Raw genomic sequence first — 13,609 nt, 5'->3', positions numbered from 1 at the left:
TAGGTTGTGCTGTCGAAGAAACTAAAAAAAAATTCTGTCCACAGGGGCAGGATTTTTTTTGTGGATTAATTTTAATTTTTTGGTGGTGTAAAGTGGGGGATTGTGGTAACTTTATGTTAGTAAGTGGGGGGAGATGGGTCAGCGATGTTTATGGGAGAATATCGCCATAACGTAGATGAGAAAGGACGAATGATTGTTCCGGCTAAATTCCGTGATGAATTAGGCGAATCATTTGTCGTGACTCGAGGCCTTGATCGATGTTTATTTGTTTATCCAATCGAAGAATGGAAAAAGTTGGAAGAGCAATTGAAGGCACTCCCGTTCACCAAAAAAGATGCAAGGGCATTTACTCGATTTTTCTTTTCTGGTGCGACAGAATGCGAATTAGATAAACAGGGGAGAGTAAATATATCTTCTCCTTTAAGAGAGTTTGCCAAGCTTGAAAAGGAATGCGTCATTATCGGCGTCTCAAACCGAGTTGAGGTATGGAGCAAGGCAATATGGGAAGAGTACTTTGCTGAATCAGAGGAATCATTTAGTGAAATTGCTGAAAATATTGTTGATTTTGATTTGTAATTGGAGGTGAAAAGGTGTTTCATCACATAACTGTCTTAAAAGAAGAATCTGTTGAAGGTCTTAATGTTAGACCAAATGGGGTTTATGTTGACTGTACCTTAGGCGGAGCTGGTCATTCTTCTTTAATTGTATCGAAGCTAGAAGAGGGTGGGCACCTTTATGCGTTTGATCAAGATGATAAAGCATTAAACTATGCCAGAGAGAAATTAAAGAACCATGAAGATAAAGTAACCTTTATTCGTAGTAATTTTCGCCATATAAAACAAGAGTTAGAACAGCGTGGGATTTTTGAGGTTGACGGAATTCTTTTTGATTTAGGAGTATCAAGCCCACAATTAGATGAAGCAGAACGAGGGTTTAGCTATCATCAGGATGCTGGGTTAGATATGAGAATGGATCAAAGTGGGGATTTAACTGCTTACGATGTTGTAAATGAATGGCCATTTGAGAAACTTGTATCAATTATCTCTCGATATGGTGAAGAGAAATTTGCAAAGCAGATTGCCAGGAAAATTGAAGCGAGACGGGAAAAGTCTCCAATTCAGAGTACGGGAGAACTGGTCGAAATTATTAAAGATGCGATTCCAGCTCCGGCTAGACGAACAGGAGGACATCCTGCTAAGAGAACCTTTCAGGCGATTCGTATCGCCGTAAATGATGAGTTAGGTGCATTTGAAGATGCATTAGAGGACTCAATCGGATTATTAAAAAAAGGTGGCCGAATCTCGGTTATCACATTTCATTCTCTTGAAGACCGCCTGTGCAAGGAAGTTTTTAAGGAACACAGTAAGGGGCCCGATCTTCCACCTGGATTACCGGTTATCCCTGAAGGGTACGAACCTATCCTAAAATTAATTAACCGTAAACCCATTGTTGCATCAACTGAGGAACTGGAATTGAATAAGCGTGCACGTTCAGCTAAGTTGCGCATTGCGGAAAAACAGTAAGGAGGGCATTATTTTGAGTATGGTAGCTAGACAGATTCAAGAACAAGAGCAAAGACAGGTTCAACCTAAGAAACGTATACGAAGAATTCGTACAACTGTCACACTAGGCGAGCGGATGATTATTGGCTTTATGGCCATAATGACATTTGTTGTTCTTGGTATCATTGTACATAACTTCGCGTCGATCTATAGTGTTAACCAAGAAGTACACAAGCTAGAGGGAGACATAAGTAAGCAGGTTGAAGTTAATGAAGGTTTATCCCTACAAGTAGTTGAACTAAGTGCACCTGATCGCATCTTATCAATTGCCAAGGAGCTTGGAATGTCCTTAGATGAGAATAAAGTGAAAGTTGTCCAACAAACTAGTTCAAATTGAGCTAGTTTTTTCCACTAAAAAAGAGAGTTTAGTTAGAGGTGAAACCATTTGGAAATCAAACGGGCTGTAACAAATAAAAGGGCAGTTTTTTCACTTGCGGTTGTTCTCTTATTATTTTTTGTACTTATTGGAAGAATCATTTCAATTCAAGTCACAAAAGAAGTCGATGGAGAGAATTTACAAGCAATGGGAGAAGCGAGATGGACCGATGAGCAAATAATTGAAGGAACTCGCGGGACAATTTATGATAGAGAAGGAAGTGCATTAGCTCAAGAGTTAACCTCTTATACAGTCTATGCGATCTTAAATAAAGATCAACTCTTCTATGTTCGTGACCCCAAAAAAACGGCTAAACTACTTTCTCCCCATATTGATATGGATGAGGATGATTTGGTTGAATTATTTACTGCCGATAAGTTTCAAGTTGAACTAGGTGCGGGTGCTAGGAATCTGACTTATGAAAAAATGAAAATCATTGAGGATTTAGAACTTGAAGGAATCTTTTTTAGAGATGAACCAAGGCGGTATTATCCAAAGCAAACCTATGCTTCGCATGTCATTGGATATGTGGACCGAAACACAGATCAAGCGGTAATGGGAATAGAAAGAAGTCTTGATGATTATTTACGAGCGGAAGATGGTAGGATTGAATTCCAAACGGATGGAAATCAGACGCCGCTTCCAAGTACGGATAAAAATATTACTCTGCCAAAAAACGGAGACAATATCTTTCTAACATTGGATTCCAATATTCAAACAGCGTTAGAGCAGGTTATGACAATTGTTGATGAAACCTATCAACCTACAAGAAGTGTTGCCATTGTTGCTGATCCTAAGACAGGAGAGATTCTTGCGATGAGCAATCGTCCAAGTTTTAATCCAAATCAATATCAAGAAATTACAAATTACCTAAATTATGCAATTGCTGATCGATATGAACCTGGTTCTACCATGAAAATGTTCACAGTTGCTGCGGCTATTGAAGAAGGTGTATATCAGGGGGATGAGAAGTATCAATCTGGTAGATATCAGATTGGTAAACATACAATTGGAGACCACAATGACCGACTAGGTTGGGGAACAATTACATATGATGAAGGGTTCTACCGATCTTCCAATGTAGCGATGAGTAAGCTGGCACTTGAAAAACTCGGTGAAGAAAAAGTTTATGAATACTTGCATAAATTTGGTTTTGATGAGCCGACTGGTATAAATTTAAGTGGAGAAGTGAACAGTGCGATTGATAAAAGAGGTCCCGTTGAAGCCGCCTCTACAGCATTTGGACAAGGAACGGCTGTTACGCCAATTCAACAGATTCAAGCGGCGACCGCAATTGCAAATGACGGAAAGATGATGAAGCCCTATATTGTTGACCGAATTGTTGACTCCAAAAGTAAACAGACGATAGAAAACTATGAACCTGAGGTTGTAGGCGAGCCTATTTCAGTTGAAACAGCAGCTAAGGTGAAGGACATGCTCGAACAGGTTGTCATATCACCAGTTGGAACAGGACATCCATATTATCTTGAAGGATTCGATGTAATCGGAAAAACAGGAACAGCACAAATTCCAAATCCGAATGGGGCAGGTTATTTAAAAGGTCATGGTGAAAATATCTTTTCATTTTTAGGTATGGCACCAAAAGAGGACCCTAGAGTTATTGTCTATGTAGCTGTTGAGAGACCTAAGCTTGAAGTTGTACAGGCGGGATCAGAACCTACATCACTAATATTCAATACAATCATGAAGCATAGTTTACAATACTTAAATATCACGCCAAATTTTGAAGAAACGATTGAGAAAGAAAATGAAGGGTTTCAAACAAAAAATTACACTGGGATGACGGTTGACGAGGTATTGAAGCAAGTTGATGGAAATGGATTAAAAATCTTAACAATTGGTAATGGAAAGACGATTAAACAGCAGGAACCGTTAGAGGGGAAGAATTTATTACAAGGAGAACGATTGATTTTACGGACTGATGGTGATCAATTTGAAATGCCAGATTTAACAGGTTGGTCTAATCGTGATGTTCGGAAACTTGCAAGTGTCTTAGACTTGCATGTCACAATAATGGGAAATGGCTTTGTTACTAAACAGAATATTGAACCTGGATCTACGATAAAAAAAGGGGAATATATTGTCGTTGATTTTAGTCCTAAGACAACTACAGAAGAACCATTAGAATTAGAGCAAAATGAGTCTACTGATTAAGTAATGTTGCAATCGCACTGTTCTAACTTGATACGTACAAGCATACGTTTAAACTAGCCCAGTCATCAATTTGACGGATAGAAATGTATGTAGGAGTGATTACGGTGCGAGTTTCCAATGTGACAGTAAGAAAACGACTGATTCTAGTTCTTTTTATTGGACTGGCTATCTTTTTAGTCATTATTTTAAGGTTAGGTTATGTTCAATTTGCGTTAGGCGATTGGTTAACCAATCGTGCAGAAGATTCATGGAGTAGAGATGTACCGTTTGAAGCAAAGCGCGGTGAAATTCGTGACCGTAATGATGTCGTGTTGGCGACAAATGTCAGTGCCCCGTCAATAATTGTTGTTCCAAGACAAATTAAAGATCCAGTTGAGGCAGCAGAAAAGTTAGCCAATGCTTTAGATTTAGATGTACAAGCAACATATGAGGACATCACTAAGAAATCCTCAATGATCCATCTTAGTCGAAAGGTAACTAAAGAAAAAGCAAGTGAAGTAAGAGATTTGCGTTTAGCAGGCGTTTATATTGCCGAAGATAGCAAAAGACATTATCCGTTTGGCAGCTATTTATCACATGTGTTAGGTTTTGCTGGGATCGATAATCAAGGATTAACAGGTCTAGAGCTCTATTATGAAGATGAATTAAGAGGTGATAAAGGACATGTCTCTTTTTTCGCAACAGCTAAAGGAAGTAAAATGCCAAATTTAGCTGATGAATATACAGCTCCTAATAATGGACTTGATTTGCGTTTAACAATAGATAGTCAAGTTCAGACAATTATCGAAAGAGAACTAGATATAGCAGAAGCCACATATAATCCAGATGGGGCCATTGCCATTGCAATGAATCCAAATACAGGTGAAGTGCTCGGTATGAGTAGTAGACCTGACTATAATCCAGAAAATTTTAGAAATGTTCCATCAGAAATATATAATCAGAATAAACCGGTTTGGATGCAGTATGAGCCTGGTTCTACATTTAAGATTATTACATTAGCAGCAGCCCTTGAAGAAGGGGAGGTTGATCTTGAAAAGGATACCTTTAATGATCCTGGATACATTGAGGTAGCTGGTCATAATTTAAGATGCTGGAAAAAGGGTGGTCACGGACAACAAACATTTTTAGAAGTTGTCCAAAATTCGTGTAACCCGGGATTTGTTGAGCTAGGACAACGTTTGGGTACAGAACGATTATTTGATTATATTGAGGCGTTTGGTTTTGGTGCGAAAACAGGAATAGATTTACAAGGAGAAGGAACAGGGATCTTATTTAAACGAGAAAATGTTGGTCCGCTTGAACAAGCAACAACCGCGTTTGGTCAAGGTGTTGCCGTCACTCCTCTTCAACAGGTTGCAGCGGTTTCGGCAGCCATTAATGGTGGATTGCTATACCAACCCTACTTAGCTAAAGAGTTTATCGACCCATTAACAGGCGAAATTGTCAAAAGCCAGTCACCTATTATGAAACGCCAAGTAATTTCTGAAGAAACATCTGAGGAAATACGTTACGCCCTTGAGCATGTTGTTGCACTAGGTTCAGGTAAGGGTGCCTATATTGATGGTTATCGTGTTGGTGGGAAGACTGGTACAGCCCAGAAGGCACAAAATGGAAGATATTTAGAAAATAATCATATTGTTTCATTTATTGGATTTGCACCTGCTGATGATCCTCAAATTGTTGTTTATGTAGCTATTGATAATCCAAAAGACACACTACAATTTGGTGGGATTGTTGCCGCTCCAATTGTAGGGAATATTATCGAGGATAGCTTACTTGCAATGGGTGTTGAAAAGCGTGAAGGCCAGATTGAAAAAGAACTAACGTGGAGTGACGTCCCATTAATAGAGGTTCCTGACTTAGTTGGTCGAACGAAGCGTGAAATCCACGAATCCTACTATGATTTAAAAGTAGAGGCAGATGGGGATGGGGATCAAGTTCTAGCACAATCACCTTCTCCGGGAGTGAAGGTATCGGAAGGTTCAACAATAAGACTTTATATGGGTGACAAATAGAACCTGAACATCTACAATGAATGTTGTGTAAATGACAGAATTAAGGGGTTATTAAAGATGATGACATTGAAAGAATTGCTTGAGCCATTAAGATTTGAGAATATAATTAATGATGAAAATCCGACGATTACTTCTATATCAATGGATTCGAGAGAAGTGACAGAAGGAACACTCTTTATTTGTATTAAAGGCTATACTGTCGATGGCCATGAGTATGCAAAACAGGCAGAGAAGCAAGGAGCAGTAGCTATTATTGCTGAACGTGAACTCCCTGTTTCAATTCCCGTAATTGTTGTTAGAGATTCTAAAAGAACAATGGCGAAAGTAGCATGTCATTACTATAACAACCCAACAACAAAATTAAACTTAATCGGTGTGACCGGTACAAATGGAAAAACAACAGTCACTCATCTTTTGGAAAAGATAATGAACGATCAAAAACGTAGAACAGGATTAATTGGGACAATGTATACGAAAATTGGTGATGACCTTCGCGAGACTAATAATACGACACCTGAATCATTGCCACTTCAGAAGCTATTTAGTGAAATGCGAGAAAATAATGTCGACACAGCTTTAATGGAAGTCTCCTCTCACGCCCTTCATTTAGGGCGTGTCCATGGCTGTGATTTTGATATCGCGATTTTCACGAATTTAACACCTGATCATTTAGACTATCATCAGACAATGGAGGCATACTTGTATGCCAAAGGGTTATTATTTGCTCAATTAGGGAATGTCCCATCCTCAAAGGTAGCTATTATCAACGCAGACGATCCGGCAAGTGATGAGCTCATTCGAATGACGGCAGTAGATGTTGTCACATTTGGGTTAGAGAAAAAAGCAGATGTGTTTGCAACAAACATTCAATTGAGTGCGAGTGGAACAACATTCAACTTAAATATTTTTGATGAAACAGTCAAAGTATCAATGAATTTAATTGGCAAGTTTAGTGTATATAACGCATTAGCAGCAGCAGCAGGTGCGTTTGTGTCATCTGTTTCAATTCAGGATATTAAACGGAGTCTTGAAGAAGTCGGAGGAGTTACTGGACGATTTGAAACAGTTGATTCTGGGCAAGATTTCTCGGTAATTGTTGACTACGCTCATACACCAGACAGTTTAGAAAATGTATTACAGACGGTTAAACAACTAGCCAAGAGAAGAGTCATAGCGGTTGTTGGATGCGGAGGGGATCGTGATCGAACGAAGAGACCTATTATGGCTGGTATTGCCTCTGAACTGGCAGATCAAACGATTTTCACATCTGATAATCCAAGAACTGAAGACCCTGAGATTATCGTTAAAGATATGGTTGAGGGAGTTAAAAGAGATAATTACTCAGTCATTATTGACCGGGAAATAGCGATAAAAACTGCTATATTTGAAGCAGAAACAGACGATATTGTTCTAATCGCTGGGAAAGGACACGAAACCTATCAGATTATCGGAAAACAAACAATACATTTCGATGATCGTGAAGTTGCCAAGAGAATGCTACAAGAGAAGCTCGACCTAGTATAAAAAGACATATTTTGGACATTGGAATGATAAAAATCAAATATGTCCTTTATTAGTTACATCAAATAGAAAAATAGTACAACAAGAAAGGGGGCGTGATTAGTCATGTTAGAACGTGTGTTACTACTCGCGTTACTATTATCTTTTTTAATAGCTGTCTTACTCTCGCCGATATTTATTCCATTTTTAAGAAGGCTCAAATTTGGGCAGAGTATTAGAGAGGAAGGGCCTAAATCTCACCAAAAAAAGAGTGGGACGCCAACAATGGGTGGGGTCGTCATTGTCCTGTCAATTCTTCTCACAACAATATTTATCTCTGTACGTTTTTTATCATTTAGTCAAGAGATTCTGCTTCTATTACTCGTAACAGTTGGATTCGGATTAGTTGGTTTCTTGGATGATTATATTAAGGTCGTTTTAAAACGGAATTTAGGTTTGACATCAAAACAAAAATTAATTGGTCAGTTAGTAATCTCAGTATTGTTTTATATTGGACTAATACAAATGGATTTTTCTACAGTAATCACAATACCAGCAACAACATTTTCGTTTGACATTGGATGGTTTTATCTACCTTTTGTTATAGTCATGCTTGTCGGAGCATCAAATGCTGTAAACCTAACGGACGGATTAGATGGATTGTTAGCTGGAACGGGAGCCGTAGCGTTTGGTGCATTTGCTGTTCTTGCTTGGTATGCAGATTTCATTGATGTATCTATTTTTAGTGCAGCAATTGTTGGGTCTGTTCTGGGTTTTCTTGTTTACAATGCTCATCCTGCAAAAGTCTTTATGGGTGATACTGGCTCTCTGGCTCTAGGTGGAGCGATTGCAGCAATTGCCATTATGACAAAGATGGAAATATTACTAGTAATCATTGGTGGAGTCTTCGTTATTGAAACATTATCTGTCATTATTCAAGTCATTTCCTTTAAAACAAGAGGGAAACGAGTATTTAAGATGAGCCCTTTGCATCATCATTATGAACTCTCTGGCTGGAGTGAATGGCGGGTAGTTGTGACGTTTTGGTCTATTGGAATGATCTTCGCAGTGATTGGAATCTATATAGAGGTGTGGATGTAATGAAAAAACTTGAGCAATTCAGAGGAAAGCATGTCCTCATTTTAGGTTTGGCTAAAAGTGGAGAGGCAGCAGCAAAGCTCTTACATAAATATGGAGCAATTATTACAGTAAATGATGCTAAGCCATATGCTGAAAACGAACAAGCAAAGAACCTAGAAGGAATGGGAATGAGAGTTGTTTGTGGACATCATCCAGTTGAATTATTGGATCGTTCATTTGATTATCTAGTTAAAAACCCTGGTATTCCATATACCAATCCAATTGTGCAAGAAGCAACTAATAGAGGTTTACCTGTAATTACAGAAGTGGAGATCTCTTCTTTAATAAGTGATGCAGAGATTATTGCAATAACTGGTTCAAATGGTAAAACGACAACAACGACTCTTGTTTATGAAATGCTTAAGAATAGCTTGAAAACACCTCATTTGGCGGGGAATATTGGAACGGTATCTTGTGAAGTAGCTGAACAGTTAACGGAACAAGATATTATGGTATTAGAAGTATCAAGTTTTCAGTTGCTAGGAACGGTCGAGTTTAAACCGAAAGTCAGTGTATTGCTGAATCTCTTTGATGCCCACCTCGATTATCATGGAACGAAGGATGAATATATAAAAGCAAAATCAAAAATCACTGTAAATCAAGATGGAAATGATTATTTTGTCTTTAATGCTGATGACTATGAAGTAGCGAAGGTAGCTCAATCTAGTCAGGCAACGCTCGTTCCTTTTTCAACGAAAAAGGAATGTGATGGATTGTATATTAAGGATCAAATGATTTATTTTAAAAATGATAAGCTTATCTCACTTGAAGAAGTTGTATTGCCAGGTGCTCACAATGTCGAAAATATTCTGGCGGCAATAGGTGCTTCAATTCTTTTAGGTGCAAATCAAGAACAAATTAAGCATGTGCTAAAAACATTTACTGGAGTCGAACACAGATTACAATTTGTTGAGGAATTCGAGGGAAGACGTTTTTATAATGATTCCAAAGCAACGAATATTCTTGCGACGAAAAAGGCCTTGGAAGCATTTAAACAGCCAATTGTTCTACTTGCTGGAGGTCTTGATCGTGGAAATGAATTTACTGAATTAAAAGATGCACTCATGAATGTTCATGTTCTAGTTGCCTTTGGTGAAACAAAAGATAAATTAGCTGAAGCAGCTAGGGATGCTGGTGTTCAATCAATTGTTTTTGCAGAGTTTATGGAAGATGCTGTTTCTTTAGCGTTTGAACAATCGAATCGAGGTGATGTTATTTTATTATCACCGGCTTGTGCAAGTTGGGATCAATACAAGACATTTGAAGAACGTGGAAATAGATTCGTTGATGCGGTGAGAAATGTTATATGTAAATAATTAAAATGAGGTTGTTTCAAGAGATATTATTCCCTTGAGACAACCTTTTTTATTGGACATGTTTTGCAAGGGTAGTGCATAGGTTAGGATATAGGGTTGCAGTTTGGCTACTGCCTATACTTATTACATATAGATGAGGTGTTGACATGCCAAAAGCAAGAACGTCACCAGACTATTTACTTTTGTTTACAACAATTGCGTTACTAGTGATTGGACTCATTATGGTTTATAGTGCCAGTGCTGCTTGGGCAAATTATCGCTTCGATGATTCCTTTTTCTTCGCAAAGAGACAATTGTTTTTTGCGGGGGTTGGGGTAATTGCGATGTTGTTTATGATGAGAGTGGATTATTGGACATGGCGTACATGGGCGAAGGTTATCGTGGTTGTTTGTTTCATTTTATTAATTATTGTATTAATACCAGGGGTTGGTCTTGTCAGGGGGGGAGCTAGAAGTTGGTTAGGAATTGGTGCCTTCTCGATACAGCCTTCTGAATTTATGAAAATGGCCATGATTGCTTTTCTAGCAAAATACTTATCAGAAAACCAGAAAAAGATTGTTTCATTTAAAAAAGGATTAGTGCCATCGCTTTCTCTTGTAATGGTAGCGTTTGGAATGATTATGTTACAACCTGATTTAGGGACAGGTGCAGTAATGGTTGGAACATGTGTTATTATGATCTTTGTCTCAGGAGCGAGAGTTAGTCATTTTGGGTGGCTCGCCTTCATGGGTTTGGTTGGATTTGTGGGGCTAATTGCATCTGCTCCGTATCGGATAAAACGGATCACCTCATTTCTTGATCCATGGTCAGATCCGCTTGGAAGTGGATTCCAAATTATTCAATCACTTTATGCGATTGGACCAGGTGGCTTAATGGGAATGGGATTAGGTGAAAGTAGGCAAAAATACTTTTATCTTCCAGAACCGCAAACAGATTTTATTTTTGCAATTCTTTCAGAAGAACTAGGTTTTATTGGAGGGACAATCGTTCTGTGCTTATTTGGGATCCTCTTATGGAGGGGAATCAAAATAGCATTAGGTGCTCCAGATTTATTTGGAAGTTTCCTTGCAGTAGGAATTATTTCAATGATCGCCATTCAGGTGATGATTAATATTGGGGTTGTTACAGGATTAATGCCCGTAACCGGGATTACATTACCTCTACTCAGTTATGGTGGTTCATCTTTAACGTTAATGCTTGTTTCAATAGGTGTACTCTTGAATATTAGTAGGTATACAAAATTTTAAATAGTTTTATCGGACATGCAAAAGGCTAGAACATAGACTTTTTGCGTGTTCTTTTTTTATGAAATCACACAGGTTTCATGTATAATACAAGTTCTGTTCATGATAAAATGGTATAAATAATGTTTTTTGGAGGGTTCTAATGAGAGTAGTTGTAAGTGGTGGAGGAACCGGAGGACATATCTACCCAGCCTTATCGCTAATTAAAGAGATAAAACGAAATAATAAGGAAGCAGATATTCTTTACATAGGAACAGAAAAAGGGCTTGAATCCGATCTCGTACGCAGAGAAGGAATCGCTTTTGAAACAATTCATATTACAGGTTTCAAACGGAAGATTTCGTTTGAGAATATTAAGACCGTCTCGCGCTTTCTGACTGGAACAAAGCGAGCAAAACAGTTAATTAAAGCATTCAGACCAGATGTTGTCATTGGAACTGGTGGATATGTTTGTGGACCAGTGGTTTATGCTGCAGCAAAGCTTAAAATTCCAACAGTCATACATGAGCAGAACAGTGTTCCAGGTTTAACAAATAAGTTTTTAAGCAAGTATGTTAATAAGATTGCTATATGTTTTGATGAAGCAAAGGACTATTTTCCGAATAAGAAAGTAATCTTTACTGGGAATCCACGTGCCTCCGATGTGTTAGATATTGATGCACAAGCAGGAGCACAGTCTCTTCAACTACATCCTTCAAAGAAAACAGTATTAATTGTTGGTGGTAGTCGAGGAGCACGACCAATTAATGAGGGATTTCTTTCAATCATTGGAGAATTAGGAGAAAAGCCCTACCAAGTAGTGTATGTGACGGGTTCTGTTCATTTTGATCATGTAATGGAGAAAATGAAAGAACATAAACATCCTGCAAATGTTGTCATTAAGCCGTTTATTCATAATATGCCAGATGTACTTGGAGCGATTGATTTAATTGTTGCACGAGCTGGAGCAACTACACTTGCTGAAATCACATCTCTTGGGTTACCGAGTATATTAATACCGAGTCCGTACGTAACAAATAACCATCAAGAAAAAAATGCACAGTCTCTAGCTAGTAATGGAGCAGCGATTGTTCGAAAAGAGTCTGAAATGGATGGGAAACAGCTTTTGGCTGATATTGATCAAATTTTAACCTCAGAACAAGTATGGAAAAAAATGCATCTGGCATCAAAAGACTTAGGTATTCCACAGGCTGCTGCTAACTTATATGACGTGTTAGCTGAACTTACGAGGAAGCACTAGGATCATGCCAAGAGAAATGAGGGGATGTACATGGAAGAATTTTTAGAAGTAGTAAAAAATGAGAGACTAGGGCGTATAAAAGAAAAGGAGCCACTAGCCAACCATACAACATGGAGAATTGGGGGACCTGCGGATGTCCTTATAGAACCTGATAGCATTGACCATTTGGTTCGGCTGATGGAATTAATACAGAAATGGGAGATACCATGGAGGGTTATTGGTCGTGGCTCGAATCTTCTCGTGAACGATGGCGGTCTAGAGGGTGTTGTTTTGAAGCTGGGTAAAGGGCTTGATCATTTAGAAGTTAATGGCGATATTGTGCACGTTGGGGGCGGATACCCATTAGTAAAACTAGCCACATCACTAAGCAGGCAAGGACTTTCTGGCTTAGAGTTTGCTGGGGGAATCCCAGGCTCAGTTGGTGGTGCTGTGTTCATGAATGCAGGAGCACATGGATCTGATATTTCTAAAATCTTAATAGAAGCACGTGTGCTGTTTCCTGATGGAAGATTAGAGTGGATCAAGACAGAGGATATGGATTTTTCTTACCGGACATCTAGGCTTCAAAAAGAAAAAGGCATATGTGTTGAAGCGGTTTTTCAGCTTGTTCAAGGGAACAAAGAGGACATAACGGCAAGTATGCAGGCAAATAAAGATTACCGACGGGAAACCCAGCCCTGGAAGCACCCTACTTGTGGAAGTGTATTTAGAAACCCACTACCTAATTATGCGGGACAGTTAATTGAAGAACTTGGATTAAAAGGCCATCAAATCGGTGGAGCTCAAATCTCACCAGTGCATGCAAATTTCATTGTGAATGTTGAGAATGCAAAAGCAACGGATGTTATGAATTTAATTGAGCACGTCCAAAAGACAATCAAGGAAAAACATAATATTGATATTGAAACAGAAGTTGAAATGATAGGAAGACCTAAATATAACCAGTAGGATATGATATAATAAGCTTACCTACTGTGATTTAGGAATAGTGAGCTATCTTGTTTCCTTCTTCTTCAAAGCGGAAGGGAACAAGATAGCATT

At 38.5% G+C, this 13,609-nt stretch carries 11 protein-coding genes; all 11 read left to right on the top strand.

Going from position 1 to position 13,609, the window contains the following annotated elements; translation table 11 throughout:
• Nucleotides 1–144 precede the first annotated feature (144 nt).
• Nucleotides 145–576, top strand: coding sequence for a division/cell wall cluster transcriptional repressor MraZ (mraZ, locus tag J7W16_RS13415; RefSeq protein WP_210597828.1), 432 nt, complete (start codon nucleotides 145–147; stop codon nucleotides 574–576).
• 14 nt (nucleotides 577–590) lie between these two features.
• The gene (gene rsmH / locus J7W16_RS13410) at nucleotides 591–1,523 is read left to right on the top strand and encodes a 16S rRNA (cytosine(1402)-N(4))-methyltransferase RsmH (protein WP_210597827.1); all 933 of its coding nucleotides are present in this window, start codon (nucleotides 591–593) and stop codon (nucleotides 1,521–1,523) included.
• Nucleotides 1,524–1,542: 19 nt separating this feature from the next.
• The gene (ftsL, locus tag J7W16_RS13405) at nucleotides 1,543–1,899 is read left to right on the top strand and encodes a cell division protein FtsL (protein ID WP_210598039.1); all 357 of its coding nucleotides are present in this window, start codon (nucleotides 1,543–1,545) and stop codon (nucleotides 1,897–1,899) included.
• A 48-nt stretch (nucleotides 1,900–1,947) separates the two neighbouring features.
• Nucleotides 1,948–4,113 carry a penicillin-binding protein gene (locus tag J7W16_RS13400; RefSeq protein WP_210597826.1) on the top strand — a complete coding sequence of 722 codons (2,166 nt, stop codon included), beginning with the start codon at nucleotides 1,948–1,950 and terminating at the stop codon, nucleotides 4,111–4,113.
• A gap of 104 nt (nucleotides 4,114–4,217) precedes the next feature.
• Complete coding sequence (locus tag J7W16_RS13395; protein ID WP_210597825.1) at nucleotides 4,218–6,128, top strand: stage V sporulation protein D; 1,911 nt, start codon at nucleotides 4,218–4,220, stop codon at nucleotides 6,126–6,128.
• Nucleotides 6,129–6,188: 60 nt separating this feature from the next.
• A complete protein-coding gene (locus J7W16_RS13390; RefSeq protein ID WP_246880028.1) occupies nucleotides 6,189–7,652 on the top strand; it encodes a UDP-N-acetylmuramoyl-L-alanyl-D-glutamate--2,6-diaminopimelate ligase in 1,464 nt (487 codons plus the stop codon).
• A 102-nt stretch (nucleotides 7,653–7,754) separates the two neighbouring features.
• Complete coding sequence (mraY, locus tag J7W16_RS13385) at nucleotides 7,755–8,729, top strand: phospho-N-acetylmuramoyl-pentapeptide-transferase (protein WP_210597823.1); 975 nt, start codon at nucleotides 7,755–7,757, stop codon at nucleotides 8,727–8,729.
• Nucleotides 8,729–10,084 carry a UDP-N-acetylmuramoyl-L-alanine--D-glutamate ligase gene (murD, locus tag J7W16_RS13380; RefSeq protein ID WP_210597822.1) on the top strand — a complete coding sequence of 452 codons (1,356 nt, stop codon included), beginning with the start codon at nucleotides 8,729–8,731 and terminating at the stop codon, nucleotides 10,082–10,084. Before mraY ends, murD begins: the two co-directional genes overlap by 1 nt.
• A gap of 146 nt (nucleotides 10,085–10,230) precedes the next feature.
• Entirely contained in the window at nucleotides 10,231–11,331 is a 1,101-nt protein-coding gene (gene spoVE, locus J7W16_RS13375) for a stage V sporulation protein E (RefSeq protein WP_210597821.1), read from the top strand.
• Nucleotides 11,332–11,470: 139 nt separating this feature from the next.
• Nucleotides 11,471–12,568: an undecaprenyldiphospho-muramoylpentapeptide beta-N-acetylglucosaminyltransferase gene (gene murG, locus J7W16_RS13370; protein WP_210597820.1), complete on the top strand. Its 1,098-nt coding sequence runs from the start codon at nucleotides 11,471–11,473 to the stop codon at nucleotides 12,566–12,568.
• Nucleotides 12,569–12,598: 30 nt separating this feature from the next.
• On the top strand, nucleotides 12,599–13,516 hold the full coding sequence (gene murB, locus J7W16_RS13365; RefSeq protein ID WP_210597819.1) for a UDP-N-acetylmuramate dehydrogenase: 918 nt from the start codon (nucleotides 12,599–12,601) through the stop codon (nucleotides 13,514–13,516).
• The last annotated feature ends 93 nt before the right edge of the window (nucleotides 13,517–13,609 follow it).

The organism is Halalkalibacter suaedae (assembly GCF_017939705.1).
GTDB classification, from domain to species: domain Bacteria; phylum Bacillota; class Bacilli; order Bacillales; family Bacillaceae_D; genus Halalkalibacter; species Halalkalibacter suaedae.
Note: the sequence above shows the minus strand (reverse complement) of the source record. Positions and strands in the feature narration are given on the sequence as shown.